We start from the raw sequence: 19,655 nt of genomic DNA, 5'->3' as shown, positions 1-19,655 counted from the left end.
CACACGTACGAGAATGCGCGACCCCCACGGGATTCCCGTGGGGGCCGATGTGCGGGTGCCGGATTCAGCGCGCAGTGGGCGGTTCCGGCCGCCGGCCGAGCACGTCGTCGAGCGCGCCGCGCTGCTGACCGGGGGTCTGGTGGCCGGCGGCGACCAGCGCGTCGCGGATCTCGGTGAGCAGCTTGATCTCCTCACTCGGCGCCGAGGGCGGCGGCTCCTCGCCCCGCTTGCGCCGCTCGGCGAGCCTGTTCATCGGGAACACCACGAGGAAGTACAGCGCCGCCGCGGTGAGCAGGAAGGTGATCACCGCGTTGACGAAGGCGATCCAGTCGAAGGGGATCTCGCCGCGGAACTTCGGCGCCGTCCCGGCCAGGCCCTTGTCGCTGCCGGTGATCAGCAGCACGAAGACCCGGATCAGTGGCTCCAGGAACGACTTGGTGAGCTGGGTGACCACGCCGGTGAAGGCGGCGCCGATGACGACACCGACCGCCAGGTCGATGACGTTTCCGCGCATGATGAAGTCTTTGAAGCCCTTGAGCATCCGTACTCCCGAGGTGTCCGGTCTTCCGTCCGGGACAACCTATGCCCCGGGTGGGGGCTCCAGGAAAGCGCCGGCCTCGATGGCCGCCCGGGCCGGGTCACCGGCCCGGATCGCCTCGACCAACCGGGAGTGGTCGACGTAGCGCTCCGGCTCCAGCGCATCGCCCATCGACTGGGCGACCGTGCTGCGCAGCGCGGCGCCGACCGAGGCGTACAGCTCGGCGAGCATGCCGTTGTGCGCGGCGGCGACCACCGTGCTGTGCAGCGCGGCGTCGGCCTCCACGAACTCGTCGACCCGGCCGCCGCGCCAGGCCGCCTCCCGGGCGGCGAGCGCGTCGTCGAGCGCGGCCAGGTCCTCGGGCGTACGCCGCAGCGCGGCGAGCCGGGCGGCCTCCACCTCGAAGGCCCGGCGTACCTCGACCACCTCGGCCATCCGATCGTCGGTGAGCCGGCGGGCCACCACCGGGGCCAGCTCGTCGGTGGACACCACGTACGTCCCGGAGCCCTGCCGGCACTCCAGCACCCCGGCGTGCACCAGCGCCCGGACCGCCTCGCGGACCGTGTTGCGCCCCACCCCGAGCGCCGCCACCAGCTGCGGCTCGGTGGGGATCCGGCCGCCCACCGGCCACTCGCCGCCGAGGATCCGCTCCCGGAGCTGCTCGATGGTCTGCCGGACCCGGTGGCCGCGGGGCGGGACGGCGACGGAATCAACCGACGGTGGCACTGGTTACAACTCCTGCCCAGAATTCATCCCATGATTGTAGGTTCGGACGCATGACCCCGCCACCGACCGCCGGCCCGACCGTGTCCACCACCGACCCGGTCCCGGTGCCGACCCCGCCGGCCCGCGGCCCGCACCCGGTGACCGGCGGCCTGCTCGTGCTGGTGGGGATGCTCCTCGTCGCGGTCAACCTGCGCGCCGCGGTGACCAGCCTCGGCGCCCTGCTCGACGAGGTACGCGGCGGACTGGCGCTCTCCGGCACGATGGCCGGCGTCGTCACCACCCTGCCCACCATCGCGTTCGCCGGGCTCGGGGCGCTCACCCCGTGGCTGGTCCGCCGGTTCGCGCCGGCCCGCGTGCTGCTGGTCGCGATGGCCGCGCTCGCCACCGGTCAACTGCTCCGGGTGCTGACCGACTCGGCGCTGGTCTTCCTGCTCACCAGCGCGCTCGCGCTGGCCGGCATCGCGGTGGCGAACATCCTGCTGCCGATGCTGGTCAAGCAGCACTTCCCGCACCGCACCGGGCTGGTCACCGGGGCGTACACGATGGCGCTGACCGTGGGCACGACGGTGGCCGCGGCGTCGGCGGTGCCGATCGCGCACGCGTTCGGCTCGTGGCGGGCCGGGCTGGGTGTCTGGGCCGGGCTGGCCGCGCTGGCCGTACTGCCGTGGGTGCCGCTGGCGCTGCGGGCCCGGGCCGCCGCGCGGCGGGCGACCCCGGCGGCGGCCGCGCCGGCCCGGATCCGGATCCGGCCGGGGCGGACCCGGCTCGGCTGGGCGATGGCGGTCTACTTCGGCGCGCAGTCGCTCAGCGGGTACGCGATCATGGGCTGGCTGGCCCAGTTGTTCCGGGACGCCGGCTACCGCCCGCAGGACGCCGGGCTGCTGCTCGCCGGGGTGACCGCGCTCGGCGTGCCGATCGCGCTGCTGATGCCGACCCTCGCCGGCCGGTTGCGGACGCTGCGCCCGCTGGTGCTGTCGCTGACCGTCGCGTCGACCCTGGCCTACCTCGGGCTGGCGGTGGCGCCGCACGGTGGCGCGCTGCTCTGGGTCACCCTGCTGGCGCTCGGGCAGGGCGCGTTCCCGCTGATCCTGACCACCATCGGGCTGCGCGCCCGGACCGCCGACGGCACGGTGGCCCTGTCGGCGTTCGCGCAGAGCACCGGCTACGTCATCGCCGCCCTGGGGCCGCTGCTGGTCGGCGTGCTCTACGAGGCGACCGGCGGCTGGACCGCGCCGATCGGGTTCCTGCTGGTCGCGCTCGCGGTGCAGACGGGCGCGGGCATGCTGATCGCCCGTCCCCGGCACATCGAGGACGAGGCGTGAGGCGGAACGCTCAGGAGGAGGCCGGGGTGGGGTCGCCCGCGACGGCCTGCTCGACCGTGGGGTAGGTGTGCAGCACCTCGACCAGTCCGCTGACCTCGAGGATGCGCAGCACGCCCCGTTGCGGAGCCGCCAGCCGTACCACCCCGCCGGCCTCGTCGCAGCTGTTCTTCGCGCGGACGAACACCGACAGCCCGGTGGAGTCGCAGAACGAGACCTCCGCCAGGTCGAACACCAGGCGACTGCGGCCCTTGTCGAGCAGATCGGTGATCTGGTCCTGCAGCTGCGGTGCGGTCGCCATGTCCAGCTCGCCCGCGACCGAAACGACGACCACGTCGCCGCGCTGTTCCGTGTGCACCGTCAAGGACATACGCCAGACCTCCTGTTATCGGTTGGAACGGTATCCCACCTCGCGGCGAGTACGCAGAACGGGAGCCGGTATCCGGTGTCCTCCGTCATTCCCTTGCATCGCGACAAGTAGTTGCCGGGAGCCGGTGATAGAGTCCGCCGGGTCCAGGTGGAGGGGGGTTGCCATGGCGCTGAGCGCCGAGGAGAGCGGTCGACTGGCCGGTCTGTTGACCGAGCACGCCGAGCGGGTCACGCAGCGGTGGACGGAGATCGTCGCCGGCTCGTTGCGCGGCCGGCTGAGCCAGGCCGAGCTGCGCCGGCAGGTGCAGGAGCTGCACCAGGGCATGGTCGCCGCGAGCGGGCACGGCGTCCTCGACCTCGAGGCCGAGCACGCCACCGAGCTGCGCGCCGTGCTCTCCGAGCTGTCCCGCGGCCGGGCCCGGCAGGGCTTCTCGGCCACCGAGACCGCGATCAGCGTGTTCGCGCTCAAGGACGTGCTGCTGGAGCTGATGGAGGCGAACGCGGACGCGAACACGCTCCGCGACTACGTCGCCTTCTCCGGCCTGGTCGACCAGATGGGCCTGTTCACCTTCGAGAGCTTCGTCCGCACCCGGGAGAGCCTGATCGCCGATCAGGCGGAGCAGCTGCTGGAGCTCTCCACCCCGGTGGTGAAGCTCTGGGAGGGCGTGGTCGCCGTGCCGCTGGTCGGCACCCTCGACTCGGCCCGCGCCCAGGTGGTGATGGAGCGGCTGCTGCAGACCCTGGTCGACACCGGCTCGCCGTACGCGATCATCGACATCACCGGCGTCCCGGCGGTGGACACCCAGGTCGCCCAGCACATCCTGAAGACTGTGGTGGCCGCCCGGCTGATGGGCGCCGACTGCATCATCTCCGGCATCCGGCCGCAGATCGCGCAGACCATCGTGGCGCTCGGCATCGAGTTCGGCGACATCGCCACCAAGGCCAGCCTGGCCGACGCGCTGCGGCACGTGCTGCGGCTGACCGGGGTGGAGACGGGTCGCCGGCAGATCCGCCGGGAGGCGTGATGGAGCGGGTGCCGATCCTCAAGATCGGCGACATCCTGCTGGTCTCCATCCAGGTCGACATGTCCGACCAGACCGCGGTCCAGCTCCAGGAGGACCTGGCCGAGCGGATCGTCGCCACCGGCAGCCACGGGGTGATCATCGACATCACCGCCCTGGACATCGTCGACTCGTTCGTCGGCCGGATGCTCTCCACCATCGCCTCGATCTCCAAGGTGCTCGACGCCGAGACGGTGGTCGTCGGGATGCGCCCCGCGGTGGCCATCACGCTGGTGGAGCTCGGCCTGTCGCTGAACGGCATCCGTACCGCGCTGAACGTCGAACGGGGGATGGAACTGATCGCGGCCGCCCGCGCCGACGAGTCCGACCTCGACTTCGACGACGAACCGGACGTCGAGACGACGGCCTCGTCATGACCACCGGAGTCGACCTGGGCCATCCGCAGGCGCAGGCGATCCAGAGCGACGAGGACGTGGTACGCGTCCGGCAGTTGGTCCGGACGGTGGCGGTGGCCGCCAAGCTCTCCCTGGTCGATCAGACCAAGCTGGTCACCGCGGCCAGCGAGCTGGCCCGCAACACCCTGGTCTACGGCGGCGGCGGCGACGTCGAGGTGGCCGTGGTGGACAACGGCCGCCGGCGCGGCGTACGGATCGTCTTCGCCGACTCCGGACCGGGCATCGCCGACCTCGACCTGGCGCTCACCGACGGCTACACCACCGGCGGCGGGCTCGGGCTCGGCCTCAGCGGCGCGCGCCGGCTGGTCGACGAGTTCGACATCGAGACCGGGGCGGGTGAAGGCACCCGGGTCACGGTCACCAAGTGGTCCCGATGACCGCGGAGACGGTGCCGGACGCGGGCATCTGGTTCCGGGTGGAGACCAGCAGCGCGGCCAGCGCGATACGCCGGGCCGCCGAACGCCTCGGCGGGCAGCTGGGCCTCGGCGAGGCCCGTACCGCCGATCTGGCCATCGTCGCCGCCGAACTGACCAGCAACCTGGTCAAGCACGCCGAAGAGGGGAACCTGCTGCTCCGCCCGGTGCGTCGGGAACACGAGGCCGGGGTGGAACTGGTCGCCGTCGACTCGGGGCCGGGGATGGCCGACCTCACCCTCTCCTCCCGGGACGGGCACTCCACCGCCGGCACCCTCGGCATCGGCCTCGGCGCGATCGTCCGGCAGGCCAGCTGGTTCGACGGCTACTCCCGGCCCGGCCGGGGTACGGTGCTCGCCGTGCAGATCTGGCCCGGCGAGCCGGACGAGCCGCCCTGGGTCGGCGGTCTGACCCGCCCGCTGACCGGCGAGTCGGTCAGCGGCGACGGGTTCGCCGCGCGGGTCGTCGAGGGTCGGCACCAGGTGCTGGTCTGCGACGGTCTGGGGCACGGCCCGCTGGCCTCCGCCGCCACGGACGCCGCCCTCGCCGCGTTCCGGGCCGCGCCGGCCGGGCCGCCGGCCGCGGTGGTCCAGCACCTGCACCGGTCGATGTCGCACACCCGGGGCGCCGCGCTCGCCGTCGCCGAGCCGGACCCGACGGCCGGCGTGCTGCGCTACTCCGGGCTGGGCAACATCGCCGCCGCCGTGGTCGGTGCGGACGGCCGGCGCCGGGGGCTGGTCTCGCTGCCCGGCATCGCCGGCCACCAGCGCCCCGTGGTGCGGGAGTACGACTACCCCTTCGACCCGGCCGCGCTGCTGCTGATGCACAGTGACGGGGTGGTCGACCGCTGGCAGCTCACCGACTATCCCGGCCTGACCGAGCGGTCGCCGCTGGTGGTGGCCGCGACGGTGCTGCGCGACGCGGGCGTCCGCCGCGACGACGCCTGCGTCCTGGTCGCCCGGGCGTGGTCGTGACCGTCCCGGAGCCGCTGCTGCAGATGGCGCTGCGGGTGGAGCACGACATCTTCCTGGTGCGCCAGCGCGGTCGGGAGGTGGCCGCCGCGGTGGGGCTGGAGCACCAGGACCAGGTCCGGGTGGCGACCGCGCTCAGCGAGGTGGCGCGCGACCTGCTACGCGCCGCCGGCGGGGCGGACGTGACGTTCCGCCTGGCGGACGGCGCCGATGACGGTAGGCGCCAGCTGCGGGTGGACCTCGCACCGCTGGCCCCGCTGCCGGGCGACCGGTACGAGCCGGAGTCGGGTGCGGTGGCGCGGCTGGTGGACAAGCTGGGCGTGGTCACCGGGGAGGGGGATACGGTCGTGAGGATGTCCCGACGTGTCCCGGCCACCGCCCCGGCGCTGACACCGGAGCGTCTCACCGAGATCCGCGCCGAACTCGGTCGCAACGCTCCGGGCAGCGCCGTGGACGAACTCGCCGCGCAGAACCAGCAGCTGATCGCCGCGCTGGACGAGGTACGCAGCCAGCGCGACGAGTTGGCCGTGCTGAACGAGGAGCTGCAGGAGACCAACCGCGGCGTGATGGCGCTCTACAACCAGCTCACCGAGGAGCTGGAGGAGACCAACCGCGGCGTGGTGGCGCTCTACGCGGAGCTGGACGAGAAGTCGGCCCAGCTGCGGGCGGCGAGTGAGTCGAAGAGCCGGTTCCTGGCCAACGTCAGCCACGAGCTGCGCGCCCCGGTCACCGCGATCATGGGGCTGGGCCGGCTGCTGGCCGACTCCGCCTCCGACCCGCTCACCGGCGAGCAGGCCCGCCAGGTCGGTCTGATCCGCTCCTCGGCGGCCGACCTGCTCGCCCTGGTCAACGAGCTGCTCGACCTCGCCAAGGCGGAGTCCGGGCGGATCGAGCCGGACTGGGTGGAGGTGGACCTGCGGCCGGTCTTCGGTCAGCTGCGCGGCACGCTGCGGGCGCTGACCCGGCCGGAGGTGGAGCTGGTGGTGGAGGAGCCGCCGACGCCGTCCACCCTGCGTACCGACGAGGTGCTGCTCGGCCAGGTGCTGCGCAACCTGCTGCACAACGGGCTGAAGTTCACCGTGCACGGGGAGGTGCGGCTGCGGGCGCGACGGCACGACGACCGCTGGCTGCTGACCGTCGCCGACACCGGGCCCGGCATCGCCGAGGAGCTGCACGAGCGGATCTTCGAGGAGTTCTACCAGGTGCCGGGCGCGACCCGGGTCGGCGGAACCGGCCTCGGCCTGCCGTACGCCCGGCGGCTGGTGACGCTGCTCGGCGGCACCCTGGACCTGGCCAGCGAGCCGGGCCGGGGCAGCACGTTCACCGTCTCCCTGCCCGTGGGCGGAGCGTGACGGTGGAGGGCGGCCCGGCGACCGTACTGGTGGTCGACGACAGTCGCACCAAGCGGTACCTGCTGGTCAGCTGGCTTTCCCGGGCCGGATTCACGGTGGTCGAGGCGGAGACCGGCGGCGAGGCGCTGGCCCGGGTCGAGGCGGAGCCGATCGACCTGGTGGTGCTCGACGTCCGGCTGCCCGACCTGAGCGGCTACGAGGTCTGTGAGCGGATCAAGACCGCGCACCCGGCGATGGCGGTGATCCACGTCTCCGCGCACGCGGTGGACGTGCTGGACCGGGCGCAGGGGCTGACCCGGGGCGCGGACGCGTACCTGGCGGAGCCGATCGAGCCGGAGGAACTGATCGCCACCGCGCACGCGGTGCTGCGCTACTACCGGGCCCGGCAACGGGCCGAGTTCCTGGCCGAGCGGCTGCTCGGGCTGGCCGACACCACCGTGGCGGTGCACTCGGCGCAGAACTTCACCCGGCTGCTCGAACAGGCGGCGGCCGGCGCCGCGCGGATCTTCAAGAGCCCGGCCGCGGTGGTGGCGGAGACCTTCGACGGCGACTGCCTGGCCGGGCTCGCGGCCGGGCCGGACGCCGAGCCGGTGGTCGTCCCGTGGATCGTGGACGACTCCCGGGTGCCGACCGGGTCGACGGTCCGGGTGGAGGACCCGGCGGGTTGGGACCTGGTCACGTGGCCGGCCGGCGACACGGTGACGGTGGCCGCCGCCCGGTTGCGCGACGACCGGGCGCCGCTCTACGTCGTGGTCCCCACCAGCACCCAGACCCACCGCACCCCGGTGCTGGTGCAGCTCGCCCAGTCGGTGGCCGCCGCGGTGGAGGCGCAGCGCTCCTTCGACGAGGAACACCGGATCGCGGTCACCCTCCAGCGCAGCCTGCTGCCCCGCCGGATCCCGGAGATCAACGGGCTCGATCTGGCGGTCCGCTACGAGCCGGCGAGCGCGCAGACCGAGGTGGGCGGGGACTTCTACGAGCTGGTGATGCTCGACGGGCACCTGCTGCTGGCGATCGGCGACGTGGCCGGCCACTCGCTGCACGCGGCGACCGTGATGGCCGAGCTGCGGCACGCGGTGCGGGCGTACGCGGTGGAGGGGCACCAGCCGGGCGAGATCCTGCACCGGGTCAACGAGCTGATGCGCACGCTGCTGCCCAACGAGCTGGCCACCATCTGCGTGCTGCTGCTGCACCCGCCCACCGGCCACGTCCGGCTGGCCAGCGCCGGCCACCTGCCGCCGCTACTCAGCGTCGACGGCAAGGTCGATTTCGTGCAGCACAACGCCCCGCTGCTCGGGGTCCGCGCGCCGCGCCCGGCCGACCTGGAGTTCGTGCTGCCGGCCGGGGCGACCCTGGTCTTCTACACCGACGGGCTGATCGAGCGCCGGGACGCCACCATCGACGAGGGCCTGGCCGCGCTGGCCGCCTCCGCCGCCGAGGTGGAGGACGACCTGGACCGCTTCTGCCAGCGACTGCTGGTCCAGCTGGCCCCGCCGGAGATCCACGACGACGTCGCCGTGGTGGCCCTGCGCCGTCGCTGACGGCGAGAAGAGGCCGCGCTCACCCCCCCGGGGGGCGAGCGGGCCGGCTGTCCCGCCGTGGCCGGCTCGCGCCGGCGGCCGTCTGCGTGGCGGCGCCACCCTGGTCAGCTGACCGAGCGGGCGTAGGCCGCCGGGGAGACGCCGGTGACCGCGGTGAACTCGCGGACCAGGTGAGCCTGGTCGCTGTAGCCGAGGTCGACGGCGAGCGCCGCCCAGTCGAGCGGTCCGCCGGCCGCCTGCTCGATGGCCTCCTGGAGCCGGTAGCGCCGGATCACCCACTTCGGGCTGACCCCGACGTGCTCCAGGAAGAGTCGTTGCAGCCGCCGGGTGGAGACGCCGTGCCGGCGGGCGAAGTCGTCCACCCGCAGTACGGAACGGTCGGTGCGGATCGCCTCGACCAGCCGGATGGTCTCCGCGGTGACCGGGTCGGGCTCGGGCGCCCAGCCGGTGAGCAGGTCGTCCAGGGACCGGCAGCGCTCGGCGTCCGTACCGTCGCAGCAGCCCTGCCGGCCGGGCCCGGCCGGCGCGGCGCCGGCCGCGGCGGGTGTCCAGCGGTCGGCGAGTTCGGCGAACGACCAGCGCCGGCCGGTCAGCTCGGCGACCGATCGCCGCCAGAACGGGTGGAAGCCGCCCGGGCGGAACTGCACGCCGCTGACCCGTCCGGTGCCGGCGAGGGTGATCGAGAAGAGTTCCCGCCCGACGCCGGCGACCTCGGCCCGCTCCGGCCCGGTCCCGTCCCGCTGGAAGACCACGTTGACCGCCGGGTGCGGCACGACGTGCTGCACCAACGGCTCGGTCAGCTCCCAGTCGACCAGCCAGTAGTGCTCGACCCAGGGGCGCAACGCGACGGCGGGCAGGTGCCGGCGGAACTGGACCTGCCGCAGCAGCCGGGCCGGGTCCAGGATGCCCCGGCTGTCCCCTCGCGGCTGCTGTCGCATTTCTTCAAGACCGCCCTCATACGCTGGTCCTATGGCCACACAGACTAGTGATTTGCTGGCGGCGGCCGCGCCGCGAACCGTCGCGGTGGTCCGTACGATCGCCGACGACCAACTGCACCTGCCGACGCCCTGCCGCGACTACACCGTGCGCGACCTGCTCAACCATCTCTACCAGGTGGTGGTGAACTTCCAGGAACTCGCCGCGAAGCGCAGCGTGCAGTGGGCGGAGAAGCCCGACCACCTCACCGACGACTGGCGGGGCCGGTTCGAGGTGGAGACGCGGCGGCTCATCGACGCCTGGTCCGAGCCGGCCAGCCTGGAGGGTGTCTCGCCGGGAATGGGCATGCCGCAGGCCATGGTCGGCGGCATGGTGCTGCTGGACCTCACCGTGCACGGCTGGGATCTCGCGGTCGCCACCGGCCAGCCGTACCGGCCGGCGCCCGAGGTGACGGCGGCGCTGCACGACCTGGTCGAGCAGTTGGGACCGCAGGCCCGCAAGATGGGCGTCTTCGCCGACCCGGTGCCGACCTCCGCCGGCCTGCCCGACCTCGACCGGCTGCTCGGCCTGACCGGCCGGGACCCCGCCTGGACCGGGGTGGCCTGACCGGCACCGAAACCCGCCGACCGAGCCCGCCGACCCGCCCGTCCGACGAAGCCCGCGTGGCGTCCGCCGCGCGGGCTTCGTTGACAACCGCTATTCGCTCAGTGAATAGTGGCCGGCGTGTCCACTCCGCACGTGCTGCTCGGGCTGCTCGCCGCCGGCATCAGGCACGGCTACGAGCTCAAGCGTGCGCACGACGAGCGGCTGCCCCGGGCCCGTCCGCTGGCCTTCGGCCAGGTCTACGCCACCCTCGGCCGGTTGGAGCGGGATGGCCTGGTGACGGCGACCGGGCAGGAACGCCAGGGCGGCCCGGACCGCACGGCGTACGAGCTGACCGGGGCGGGGCGCGCCGCGCTCGACCGGTGGCTCGGCACGGTCGAGCCGCCGATGCCGTACGTCGCCAGCACGCTCTTCGCCAAGGTGGTGGTGGCGCTGCTGGTGGCGGACGTCGACCGCGCCCGGACGTACCTGGTCGACCAGCGCCGGGCACACACCGAGCGGCTGCGGGAACTGACCGCGGTGAAGACGGCACCCTCGGCCAGCCTCGACGACGTCGTCGCCGCCGACTTCGCCATCGCCCATCTCGACGCCGACCTGCGGTGGTTGCGGACCACCCTGGACCGGGTCGCCGACTGGCACCGGGAGGTGCACTCGTGACACTTCAGGCTCGCGGAGTGGTCAGGTCCTACGGGCCCACACCCGCCCTGCGCGGCGTGACGCTCGACGTCGCCGAGGGGGAGATCATCGCCGTCACCGGCCCCAGCGGCTGCGGCAAGTCCACCCTGCTGCACTGCCTCGCCGGGATCTTGCGCCCCGACGCGGGCGAGGTGAGCTGGCGCGGCGAACGGATCGACACCTGGTCCGAGGCGGCCCGGTCCCGGCTGCGCCGCACCGAGTTCGGGGTGCTGTTCCAGTTCGGCCAGCTCGTCGCCGAGCTGACCGCGGCGGAGAACGTCGCGCTTCCGCTGCTTCTCGCCGGCACGGGGCGGCGAGAGGCGCGGACCGCGGCGCTCACCTGGCTGGACCGGTTCGGGGTGGCCGACGTGGCCGACGTCCGGCCGGGGCAGATGTCCGGCGGCCAGCAGCAGCGCTGCGCCACCGCCCGGGCGCTGGTCACCGAGCCCCGGGTGCTCTTCGCCGACGAGCCGACCGGTGCGCTGGACACGCTCACCGGCGAGCAGGTGCTCACCCAACTGGTCCGGTTGGCCCGCGAGCAGGGCACCGCGGTCGTGCTGGTCACCCACGAGCCGCGGATCGCCGCGTACGCCGACCGGGAGGTGGTCCTGCGCGACGGCATGGTGGACCACACCGGGCTGGGGCTCGACGCGCCGCTGGCCGGCGGCCACCGGTGAGGCCGGCGACGCTGGTCCGGCTGGCGCTGGCCGGCACCCGCACCGACACGGCCCGGGTGCTGCTCACCGCGCTCAGCGCGGCCCTGGCGACCCTGGCCGGGCTGGCCGCGCTGACCGTGCTGGCCATCCCCGGTCCGCTCGTCGACGGCGGGGCGGAGGCCGAGCAGTACCGGAACAACCTGCTGCGCGAGCCCGGGCTGCGCGGCGGCACCGCGTTCGCGCTGCTGCTACTCGCCGTACCGGTGCTGGCGCTGGCCGGCCAGTGTGCCCGGCTCGGCGCGCCGGCGCGGGACCGCCGGCTGGCCGCCCTCCGGCTGGCCGGCGCCACTCCGGGGCAGGTGACCCGGGTGGCGGTGTCCGAGACCGGGCTGGCCGCCCTGCTCGGCACGCTCGCCGGGCTCGCCGTCCACCTCGCGGGTCGCGAGCTGCTGCACCGCCCGGACGAGCGGGGCCTGCTCGCGCTCCCCACCGACGTGCTGCCGCCGGTCGGCGCGCTGCTCGCCGTGGTGCTCGGGCTGCCGCTGGTCGCGGCGGCGGCCACCGCGCTGCTGCTGCGCCGGGTCACCACCACCCCGTTCGGCGTGGTCCGCCGCACCGGCCGGGAGCACGGGCCCCGGCCCTGGCCCGGTCTCCTGATCGGGCTGGGGCTGGCCGCCGGCCTGATCACCCTGCCGGTGCTGCGCACGCATGACGGTCTGGGGCCCGGAGCGGCCCGCTGGCTGGTGCCCACGGTCGTGGTCGGCGGCGGGTTCGCCGCCGTTCTCGGCGTGGTGCTCGGGACCGGCTGGATCTCGTACGCCTCGGGGCGGCTGCTGCACGGGCTCGCCCGGCGCCCGGCGGCGCTGCTGGCGGCCCGCCGGCTGATGGCCGACCCGTGGGCCGGCAGCCGGACCTTCGCCGCCCTGCTGGCCGCGGTGGTCTTCGGCGCTGGCGCCGCGGCGCAGCGCGCCTACTTCACCCTCAGCGACCAGGTGCAGCGCGAGGAGCTCCGGCTGCTCGGCCTCGACCGGGGCGCGAACCCGTTCTACCTACGCACGATGGACCTGGTCGACCTGGCCGTGGCGGTGGCCGTGGCGATCGCCGCCGGCGGCCTGCTGGTTGCGCTGGTCGAGGGCATCGTCGCCCGCCGTCGGGTGTACGCGGCGCTGGTGGCGGGCGGGGTGCCGCGCAGCGTCGTCGGCCGGTCCATCGCCTGGCAGGCGCTGGTGCCGGCCGTCCCGGCGATCCTGGTCGCGCTGACCGTCGGGCTGCTGCTCGGTCGGACCTGGTCCGGCTCGGTCTCCACCGGCACCGTCAGCGGCACGGTCTGCGACGCGGGGCCGGAGCTGTGCGCCGATCCGGCCACCCGGGTCCGGTACCTGCGCTCCGTCGAGCCGGTCCGCCGCCAGCTCACTCCCGACGTACCGCTCGAGCAGTTGGCGCTGCTCGGCGCCGGAGCGCTGGTTGCGGTGCTGGTCACCGTCGGTGTCGGCCTGCTCTTCCTGCGTGCCAGCACCGCGGTGGAGGAACTGCGGACGACCTGACGCGGTGTAACGCCCGGGGCGGTCGGGGCGCTCTCTGCACCGGAAGGCCCGGTCACCGGGCCGGTGCCCGGACCGGACCGGGCGCGTGGCAGCGGGAGAGTGCACCAGATGCAGAACCAGCCGGGCGGACCGCCACCGGTGTTCGTCGACGGCACCGGACGACGGCGCCGGCTCACCGTCATCGTCGGCAGCGTCATGGGGCTCGGCCTGCTCACCAGCCTGGGACTGATCGTCGCCGGCCTCTTCCTGGACACGTCGGTGTCGCTGCCCGGCTGGTCCGACAACCGGACGCCGCCACCGCTGGAGGCCGGGGTGAACGGCCGCGACGGACTCGGGGGCGACGCCCCGCCCGCACCGGCCCCCTCCTCGGTGACCAGCTCCGCGCCGGTGCCCACGCTCTCGCGGACGCCCGGTGCCCGGCCCACCACGGCCCCGTCCGGCGCCACCGACCACCCCGGCCAGGGTGACGAGCGACGCGACAGCACGGGGAAGCCGAGCAAGTCCCCGGGCAAGCCGAGGTAGCGGTGGCGCGTCACGTCGCCCGCCGGGACCCCCGGGCGCACTGGATCCTGCTCCTGCTCGGCCTGGTGCTGCTGCTCGCCGCGCTCACCCTCAACGGCCTGGTGACCGGGCTCGCCGGTGGCTCCGGCTCGGGGGCGGCCGCGCCCGCCGGTGCGGCGGCGGCCGTACCGAAGCAGGTCACCTCCGGCGGTCCGGTGCTGCGCCTGGACCAGCCCGAGCCGGTCACCCGTGCGCTGCCGGACCGGACGATCGCGCTCACCTTCGACGACGGGCCGGACCCGCGCTGGACGCCGCAGGTGCTCGACGTGCTGCGCCGGCACCGCGCCCACGCCACCTTCTTCGTGGTCGGCGCCCGGGTCAACGAGCACCCGGACCTGGTGCGACGGATTCTCGCCGAGGGGCACGAACTCGGCTCGCACACCTTCACCCACACCGACCTCGGCACCGCCGCCCAGTGGCGGCGGGACCTGGAGCTCTCGCTGACCCGCAAGGCGGTCGCCGCGGCCACCGGCCGGGAGGTGACCCTGCTCCGGCCGCCGTTCTCGTCCAGCCCGCAGGCGTTGACCGGCCCGGAGTACGCCGCGCTGCGCGCCGCCGCCGGCAGCGGGCACGTCGCGGTGCTATCCGACCTGGACACGAAGGACTGGCAGCGCCCCGGCGTGCCGGCCATCGTCACGGCGGCCACCCCGGCGAGGGGGCGGGGCGCGGTGGTGCTGATGCACGACGGCGGCGGTGACCGGGCCCAGACGGTCGCCGCGCTGGACCGGCTGCTCCCCCAGCTGACCGGGCAGGGCTACCGGTTCACCACCGTCTCGGCGGCCGTCGACGCGCCCGCGTCGATGCTGCCGGCCGGTGCCGGCAGCCGGTGGAGCGGCACCGCGTTGCGCTGGACGCAGAACGCCGCCGCCGGGCTGGCCACGACGATGGACCTGCTCCTCGGGATCGCGCTGGTGCTCGGCGTGGCCCGGCTGCTGGTGCAGGTGGTCTGCGCCCAGCTGCACGTGCGGCGGGTCCGCCGGCCACGGCACCGGCCGCCGGCGGTCACCGCGCCGGTCTCGGTGATCGTGCCGGCGTACAACGAGGCGGCGAACATCGCCGCGACCGTCCGGTCGCTGGTGGCCAGCGCCTACCCGGCGCTGGAGGTGATCGTGGTGGACGACGGCTCCACCGACGGGACCGCCGACATCGTGGAACGGATGCGGCTGCGCGGCGTACGGGTCATCCGGCAGGCCAACGCCGGCAAGCCGGCGGCGCTGAACACCGGCATCCGGGCCGCCCGGGCCGACCTGCTGGTGCTGGTGGACGGCGACACCGTCTTCCAGCCGGACACCGTGTACCGGCTGGTGCAGGGCTTCGCCGACTCGACGGTGGGCGCGATCTCCGGCAACACCAAGGTGGCCAACCGGCGCCGGCTGCTCGGCCGGTGGCAGCACCTGGAGTACGTGATCGGCTTCAACCTCGACCGCCGGATGTACGACGTGCTGGAGTGCATGCCGACCATCCCGGGCGCGATCGGCGCGTTCCGCCGGCACGTGCTGCTCGCCGTCGGTGGGGTGCCCGCGGACACCCTGGCCGAGGACACCGACCTCACCATGCGGGTGCTGCGGGCCGGCTGGCGGGTGGTCTACGAGGAGGCGGCGATCGCCTGGACCGAGGCGCCGTCGTCGCTGCGGCAGCTCTGGCGGCAGCGCTACCGCTGGTGCTACGGCACCATGCAGGCGATGTGGAAGCACCGGCACGCGCTGCGCGAGCCGGGCGCCGGTGGCAAGCTCGGCCGGCGCGGCCTGCCGTACCTGACCGTGTTCCAGATCGTGCTGCCGCTGGCCGCCCCGGCGGTGGACGTCTACGCCGTCTACGGCCTGCTCTTCCTGCCCTGGTCGACGCTGGTGCTGGCCTGGGCCGGGCTGCTGCTGCTCCAGGCGGTCACCGCCGGCTACGCGCTGCGGCTGGACCGGGAGCGGCTCGGGCCGCTGTGGAGCCTGCCGTTCCAGCAACTGGTCTACCGCCAGGTGATGTACCTGGTGGTGGTGCAGTCGGTGGTCACCGCCCTGATCGGCAACCGGCTGCGCTGGCAGCGCATGGTGCGTACCGGCGAGGCGGCCGCCCTGGTCGGCGCCGGCCGCCCCACCTGACCCCCGCGCCTCCTCCTCCCCCCGCACGTCCCCCACATCCCGCACGTACAGAGAAAGAGTGGCCATTCCGCGCGGAATGGCCACTCTTTCTCTGTACGAGCGCGGTTGGAGCGGGGAGCGGGGGCGGGGCGGTCAGGCTGGGCCGTCGAAGAGGCCGGCGGACCAGGAGAGGCCCAGGCCGACGGCGGCCGAGCAGCAGCAGACCAGCAGGGCGGCGGCGACCACGCCGAGGATCAGCCAGGCCGATCCGCGGCGGGCCGCCGCCGGTTGCTCCGCCGGTACGTCCGGACCGGGCGGCGGCCCGTCCGCCCGGTCTTCGTCGTCGGTGGTCATCGCGGGCGGCTCAGGCGCGGCCCAGCCGGTCGAGGATCCAGGCGTTGATGAACGCCTCCTCCTTCCAGGCGTCGTAGCGGCCGCTCGGCCCGCCGTGGCCGGCGCCCATCTCGGTCTTCAGCAGGTAGTCGCCGCGCGGCGCGGTGGCCCGCAGCCGGGCGATCCACTTCGCCGGCTCGTGGTAGAGCACCCGGGTGTCGTTGAGGCTGGTCACCGCGAGGATGGCCGGATAGTCCCGGGCCGCCACGTTCTCGTACGGCGTGTAGGACTTCATGTACGCGTACACCTCGGGGTCGTCGAGCGGGTTGCCCCACTCCTCCCACTCGGTGACGGTCAACGGCAGCGACGGGTCGAGGATCGAGGTGAGCGCGTCCACGAACGGCACCTGCGCGACGATGCCGGCGAACGCGTAAGGGGCGAGGTTGGCCACCGCGCCCATCAGCAGCCCGCCGGCCGAGGCGCCCCGGGCGACCAGCCGGTCGCTCGCCGTCCAGCCCGCCTTGACCAGGTGCCGGGCGCAGGCCACGAAGTCGGTGAAGGTGTTCTTCTTGGCCAGCAGCTTGCCCTGGTCGTACCAGCGGCGGCCGAGTTCGCCGCCGCCCCGGGTGTGCGCCACCGCGAAGACCACCCCGCGGTCGAGCAGGGAGAGCCGGGCGACGGAGAACCACGGGTCCATGCTCGCCTCGTACGAGCCGTAGCCGTACAGCTCGCAGGGGGCGGAGCCGTCCCGGGGGGTGCCCACCCGGCAGACCAGCGAGATCGGCACCCGGGTGCCGTCGTCGGCCAGCGCCCAGTCCCGGTGCTGCTCGTACTCGGCCGGGTCGTACGGCCGCCCGTCCGGCCCGGGCAGCACCGGCTTCCGCTTGCGCAGCACCATCTGCCGGGTGACCAGGTCGTAGTCGTAGATCGAGTCGGGCGTGACCAGCGAGGTGTAGCGCAGCCGCAGCTGTGTGGTGCGGTACTCCGGGTTGGCGTCCAGGCCGACGCTGTAGAGCGGCTCGGGGAAGTCGATGTCGTACGGGTCGCCGCCGCCGACCGGCAGCACCCGCAGCCCGGTCAGCCCGTTGCTGCGCAGCGTGACGACCAGGTGGTCGGCGAACGCGTCCACCGACTCCAGCCGGGTGCCGGGGCTGTGCTCGATCAGCGGCACCCAGTCGCCGGGCGCGTCGGCCGACGTGAAGGCCAGCGCGAAGTCCTCCGCGCCGTCGTTGTGCAGGATCAGGAACCGGTGGCCGTGGTGCTCGACCGAGTACTCCACGCCCTGCCGGCGCGGCGCGATGAGCGCCGGCGCGCCGGTGGGGTTGCCGGCCGGGACGACCCGTACCTCGCTGGTGACCTTGCTGGCGATGTCGATCAGGATGAACCGCTCCGAGCGGGTCAGCTCGACCCCGACCCAGAACCGCTCGTCGTCCTCCTGGTGCACCACCACGTCGTCGCTCGCGGCCGAGCCGATCACGTGCCGCCAGACCCGGTGCGGCCGCCACGCGTCGTCGACCGTCACGTAGAACAGCACCGACGCGTCGGTGGACCACGCGGTGCCGTAGAAGGTGCCGGGGATCTCGTCCGGGAGCAACTCGCCGGTGGAGAGGTCCTTCACCCGCAGGGTGAACCGCTCGTCGCCGGAGAAGTCCGTCGAGTAGGCCAGCCAGCGCCCGTCCGGGCTGACGTCGAAGGCGCCGAGCGCGAAGAAGTCGTGCCCCTCGGCGAGCAGGTTGCCGTCGAGCAGCACCTCCTCGCCGTCCAGCGGGGCGCCGTCGGCGCTGACCGGGGGCTCGGTCTCGCCGTCGCGGACCGCACGCCGGCAGTGCACGCCGTACTGCTGGCCCTCGACCGTGCGGGTGTAGTACCAGTAGCCGCCCTTGCGGGTCGGCACCGACAGGTCGGTCTCCTGGGTGCGCCGGCGGGTCTCCTCGAACAGCTCCGCGCGCAGCCCGGCCAGGTGTGCCGTGCGCGCCGCGGTGTACGCGTTCTCCGCGGTCAGGTAGGCGATCGTCTCCGGGTCGTCCTTGGCGGACAGCCAGGCGTACTCGTCGACGACGGTGTCGCCGTGGTGGGTGCGCTCGCTGGGCACCCGCTTGGCCACGGGCACGGGGGTTTCGGTGGTCACGGCGTCACGTTACCGGCCGGCCGCCGCCCGTCGCCCGATCTGGCGAACGCGCCCACACCGCTTTCGAACACATGTACGATGACCGGCATGGCGGCTGCAGCGAGTTCCACCGACCGACCCGGAGCCCTCGACATCACCCGACGACTGACGGAGATCTGCGGCCCGCCGTTCGCCCGCTTCGCCGGCCCGGCCGACGAGGTCGCCGGCCGCCCGGCGCGTTGGGTCGCCGTGCCCGGTGGTCCCGCCGCGGCGGCCGAGGTGCTGCGCCTTGCCGCCGCGCACGACCTGACCGTGGTGCCCAGGGGTGCCGGCACCAAGATCGACTGGGGTGCCGCGCCCGACCGGGTCGACATCATGCTCGACACCGGGCGGCTCGCCGGGATCGGTCACCAGCCGGTGGGCGCGCCGACGGCCGAGATCGGCGCTGGCACCCCGCTGCGGGCGGTACAGGCCACGTTGGAGCGCACCGGGCAGCGGCTGGCGCTGGACGCGCCCTCGCCCGGGGCCACCCTCGGCGGGGTGCTCGCCGCCGGCGAGGCCGGGCCGCTGCGGCACCGCCACGGCACCCCGTGCGACCAGCTGGTCGGCCTGCGCTACCTCGACGCCGACGGCGAGCTGGTCGACGCCGGCGGCGGTGTGCCCGGGCTGGAGCTGGCCCGGCTGCTCTGCGGCTCGCAGGGGGCGCTCGGGGTGCTGGTCTCGGCGACCCTGCGGGTGCAGGCCGCGCCGGCGCGCCGGGTCTGGGCGACCCGTCCGGTGTGGACCCCGCTGGAGGTGCACGACCTGGTGCGTGCGGTGCTCGCCGCCGGGCTCGACCCGGCCGCGGTCGAGCTCGATCTACCGGCCGGTGCGGGATCCCGGCCGGTGCCGCGCGGCCGGGCCGCGGCGATGGCGCGCCACCCGTCCATGACGGGTCGCGCGCCGTCCGGCCCGGCCGCCGCCGGCAGCCTGGCGGTGCTCCTCGAAGGCGGCCCGGCCGACGTGGCCGAGCGGGCCGAGCGCCTGGAGACGCTGCTCGGCGAGGGTTCGGCCGCCCAGCCCGCCGCCCCGGGCTGGTGGCGGCGCTACCCGTTCGGCCCGGGCGACACCGCGCTGCGCATCGAGGTGCCGATCACCGATCTGCACGCCGCCGTCTACGCGCTGCGCGACGCGGCCGGCGCCCCGGTGCCGGTCCGCGGCTCGGCCGGGCTGGGCGTGGTGCACGCCGCGCTGCCCGGGGCGCTGCCCGCCGACCGGGTCGCCGCGATCCTCGCCGCGGTACGCGGGGTGCTGCTGGCCCGGCAGGGCCGCTGCGTGGTGGTCGCCGCGCCGGCGCCGGTGCGACGCACCGTCGACCTGTGGGGCGACCTGGTCGGGCTGGCCCGGCTGCGCGAGGCCAAGGAACACCTCGACCCGCACCACCGCCTCGCCCCCGGCCGCCTCCCCGGCGGCCTCTGACCGA

The 19,655-nt window shown here is 74.5% G+C and carries 20 protein-coding genes; 14 read left to right on the top strand and 6 right to left on the bottom strand.

Annotated elements, in window-relative coordinates:
- Positions 1-64: 64 nt before the first annotated feature.
- Positions 65-541: a large conductance mechanosensitive channel protein MscL gene (gene mscL, locus ACVCAH_RS04910; protein WP_447134825.1), complete on the bottom strand. Its 477-nt coding sequence runs from the start codon at positions 539-541 to the stop codon at positions 65-67.
- Between the two features lie 39 nt (positions 542-580).
- Positions 581-1,264 (bottom strand): FadR/GntR family transcriptional regulator, encoded by a 684-nt coding sequence (locus tag ACVCAH_RS04905; protein WP_447134824.1) that lies wholly within the window; start codon positions 1,262-1,264, stop codon positions 581-583.
- Between the two features lie 50 nt (positions 1,265-1,314).
- Between ACVCAH_RS04905 and ACVCAH_RS04900 the strand changes: the two genes are divergently transcribed.
- A complete protein-coding gene (locus tag ACVCAH_RS04900; RefSeq protein ID WP_447134823.1) occupies positions 1,315-2,586 on the top strand; it encodes an MFS transporter in 1,272 nt (423 codons plus the stop codon).
- 10 nt (positions 2,587-2,596) lie between these two features.
- Here the strand turns inward: ACVCAH_RS04900 and ACVCAH_RS04895 are convergent, their stop codons facing one another.
- Positions 2,597-2,953, bottom strand: coding sequence for an STAS domain-containing protein (locus ACVCAH_RS04895; protein WP_088642031.1), 357 nt, complete (start codon positions 2,951-2,953; stop codon positions 2,597-2,599).
- Between the two features lie 163 nt (positions 2,954-3,116).
- Between ACVCAH_RS04895 and ACVCAH_RS04890 the strand changes: the two genes are divergently transcribed.
- The 6 genes from ACVCAH_RS04890 to ACVCAH_RS04865 are packed head-to-tail and all read left to right on the top strand — an operon-like array spanning position 3,117 to position 8,706.
- Positions 3,117-3,977 carry an STAS domain-containing protein gene (locus ACVCAH_RS04890; RefSeq protein WP_447134822.1) on the top strand — a complete coding sequence of 287 codons (861 nt, stop codon included), beginning with the start codon at positions 3,117-3,119 and terminating at the stop codon, positions 3,975-3,977.
- The gene (locus tag ACVCAH_RS04885) at positions 3,977-4,390 is read left to right on the top strand and encodes an STAS domain-containing protein (protein WP_447134821.1); all 414 of its coding nucleotides are present in this window, start codon (positions 3,977-3,979) and stop codon (positions 4,388-4,390) included. Before ACVCAH_RS04890 ends, ACVCAH_RS04885 begins: the two co-directional genes overlap by 1 nt.
- The gene (locus tag ACVCAH_RS04880) at positions 4,387-4,806 is read left to right on the top strand and encodes an ATP-binding protein (protein ID WP_447134820.1); all 420 of its coding nucleotides are present in this window, start codon (positions 4,387-4,389) and stop codon (positions 4,804-4,806) included. Before ACVCAH_RS04885 ends, ACVCAH_RS04880 begins: the two co-directional genes overlap by 4 nt.
- Complete coding sequence (locus tag ACVCAH_RS04875; protein WP_447134819.1) at positions 4,803-5,816, top strand: SpoIIE family protein phosphatase; 1,014 nt, start codon at positions 4,803-4,805, stop codon at positions 5,814-5,816. Before ACVCAH_RS04880 ends, ACVCAH_RS04875 begins: the two co-directional genes overlap by 4 nt.
- A 23-nt stretch (positions 5,817-5,839) precedes the next feature.
- The gene (locus ACVCAH_RS04870; protein WP_447135040.1) at positions 5,840-7,165 is read left to right on the top strand and encodes an ATP-binding protein; all 1,326 of its coding nucleotides are present in this window, start codon (positions 5,840-5,842) and stop codon (positions 7,163-7,165) included.
- A 2-nt stretch (positions 7,166-7,167) separates the two neighbouring features.
- Positions 7,168-8,706: a SpoIIE family protein phosphatase gene (locus ACVCAH_RS04865; protein WP_447134818.1), complete on the top strand. Its 1,539-nt coding sequence runs from the start codon at positions 7,168-7,170 to the stop codon at positions 8,704-8,706.
- Between the two features lie 104 nt (positions 8,707-8,810).
- Here ACVCAH_RS04865 and ACVCAH_RS04860 read toward each other — a convergent pair whose 3' ends face one another.
- Positions 8,811-9,644 (bottom strand): AraC family transcriptional regulator, encoded by an 834-nt coding sequence (locus tag ACVCAH_RS04860; protein WP_447134817.1) that lies wholly within the window; start codon positions 9,642-9,644, stop codon positions 8,811-8,813.
- A 31-nt stretch (positions 9,645-9,675) separates the two neighbouring features.
- On the opposite strand from ACVCAH_RS04860, the gene ACVCAH_RS04855 reads away from it, so the two are divergent.
- The 6 genes from ACVCAH_RS04855 to ACVCAH_RS04830 all read left to right on the top strand — a co-directional run bounded on the left by ACVCAH_RS04855 (position 9,676) and on the right by ACVCAH_RS04830 (position 15,774).
- Entirely contained in the window at positions 9,676-10,248 is a 573-nt protein-coding gene (locus ACVCAH_RS04855; RefSeq protein WP_447134816.1) for a TIGR03086 family metal-binding protein, read from the top strand.
- A gap of 117 nt (positions 10,249-10,365) precedes the next feature.
- A complete protein-coding gene (locus tag ACVCAH_RS04850; RefSeq protein WP_447134815.1) occupies positions 10,366-10,902 on the top strand; it encodes a PadR family transcriptional regulator in 537 nt (178 codons plus the stop codon).
- Between the two features lie 17 nt (positions 10,903-10,919).
- The gene (locus ACVCAH_RS04845) at positions 10,920-11,597 is read left to right on the top strand and encodes an ABC transporter ATP-binding protein (protein WP_447134814.1); all 678 of its coding nucleotides are present in this window, start codon (positions 10,920-10,922) and stop codon (positions 11,595-11,597) included.
- The gene (locus tag ACVCAH_RS04840; RefSeq protein WP_447134813.1) at positions 11,594-13,120 is read left to right on the top strand and encodes an FtsX-like permease family protein; all 1,527 of its coding nucleotides are present in this window, start codon (positions 11,594-11,596) and stop codon (positions 13,118-13,120) included. Before ACVCAH_RS04845 ends, ACVCAH_RS04840 begins: the two co-directional genes overlap by 4 nt.
- 108 nt (positions 13,121-13,228) lie before the next feature.
- On the top strand, positions 13,229-13,642 hold the full coding sequence (locus ACVCAH_RS04835) for a hypothetical protein (RefSeq protein ID WP_447134812.1): 414 nt from the start codon (positions 13,229-13,231) through the stop codon (positions 13,640-13,642).
- A gap of 2 nt (positions 13,643-13,644) precedes the next feature.
- A complete protein-coding gene (locus ACVCAH_RS04830; protein WP_447134811.1) occupies positions 13,645-15,774 on the top strand; it encodes a bifunctional polysaccharide deacetylase/glycosyltransferase family 2 protein in 2,130 nt (709 codons plus the stop codon).
- A 132-nt stretch (positions 15,775-15,906) separates the two neighbouring features.
- Here the strand turns inward: ACVCAH_RS04830 and ACVCAH_RS04825 are convergent, their stop codons facing one another.
- Both ACVCAH_RS04825 and ACVCAH_RS04820 read right to left on the bottom strand, forming a co-directional pair.
- Entirely contained in the window at positions 15,907-16,107 is a 201-nt protein-coding gene (locus ACVCAH_RS04825; protein ID WP_447134810.1) for a hypothetical protein, read from the bottom strand.
- A 10-nt stretch (positions 16,108-16,117) separates the two neighbouring features.
- Positions 16,118-18,214, bottom strand: a complete 2,097-nt coding sequence (locus tag ACVCAH_RS04820) for a S9 family peptidase (RefSeq protein WP_447134809.1) — start codon at positions 18,212-18,214, stop codon at positions 16,118-16,120.
- A gap of 87 nt (positions 18,215-18,301) precedes the next feature.
- Here ACVCAH_RS04820 and ACVCAH_RS04815 point away from each other — a divergent pair, with 87 nt between their 5' ends.
- Positions 18,302-19,651: an FAD-binding oxidoreductase gene (locus ACVCAH_RS04815; RefSeq protein WP_447134808.1), complete on the top strand. Its 1,350-nt coding sequence runs from the start codon at positions 18,302-18,304 to the stop codon at positions 19,649-19,651.
- Positions 19,652-19,655: the final 4 nt, after the last annotated feature.

The sequence above is a fragment of the Micromonospora sp. LZ34 genome (assembly GCF_052981855.1).
The sequence above is the reverse complement of the archived record's forward strand: the minus strand, read 5'-3'. Positions and strand labels throughout refer to the sequence as shown.

Bases quoted from the DNA above. Each gene is read 5' to 3' on its own strand.
- mscL (WP_447134825.1), bottom strand. From the start codon at position 541: ATGCTCAAGGGCTTCAAAGACTTCATCATGCGCGGAAACGTCATCGAC.
- ACVCAH_RS04870 (WP_447135040.1), top strand. From the start codon at position 5,840: ATGGCGCTGCGGGTGGAGCACGACATCTTCCTGGTGCGCCAGCGCGGT.
- ACVCAH_RS04875 (WP_447134819.1), top strand. From the start codon at position 4,803: ATGACCGCGGAGACGGTGCCGGACGCGGGCATCTGGTTCCGGGTGGAG.
- ACVCAH_RS04860 (WP_447134817.1), bottom strand. From the start codon at position 9,644: ATGCGACAGCAGCCGCGAGGGGACAGCCGGGGCATCCTGGACCCGGCC.
- ACVCAH_RS04880 (WP_447134820.1), top strand. From the start codon at position 4,387: ATGACCACCGGAGTCGACCTGGGCCATCCGCAGGCGCAGGCGATCCAG.
- ACVCAH_RS04855 (WP_447134816.1), top strand. From the start codon at position 9,676: ATGGCCACACAGACTAGTGATTTGCTGGCGGCGGCCGCGCCGCGAACC.
- ACVCAH_RS04900 (WP_447134823.1), top strand. From the start codon at position 1,315: ATGACCCCGCCACCGACCGCCGGCCCGACCGTGTCCACCACCGACCCG.
- ACVCAH_RS04835 (WP_447134812.1), top strand. From the start codon at position 13,229: ATGCAGAACCAGCCGGGCGGACCGCCACCGGTGTTCGTCGACGGCACC.
- ACVCAH_RS04825 (WP_447134810.1), bottom strand. From the start codon at position 16,107: ATGACCACCGACGACGAAGACCGGGCGGACGGGCCGCCGCCCGGTCCG.
- ACVCAH_RS04815 (WP_447134808.1), top strand. From the start codon at position 18,302: ATGGCGGCTGCAGCGAGTTCCACCGACCGACCCGGAGCCCTCGACATC.
- ACVCAH_RS04895 (WP_088642031.1), bottom strand. From the start codon at position 2,953: ATGTCCTTGACGGTGCACACGGAACAGCGCGGCGACGTGGTCGTCGTT.
- ACVCAH_RS04890 (WP_447134822.1), top strand. From the start codon at position 3,117: ATGGCGCTGAGCGCCGAGGAGAGCGGTCGACTGGCCGGTCTGTTGACC.
- ACVCAH_RS04885 (WP_447134821.1), top strand. From the start codon at position 3,977: ATGGAGCGGGTGCCGATCCTCAAGATCGGCGACATCCTGCTGGTCTCC.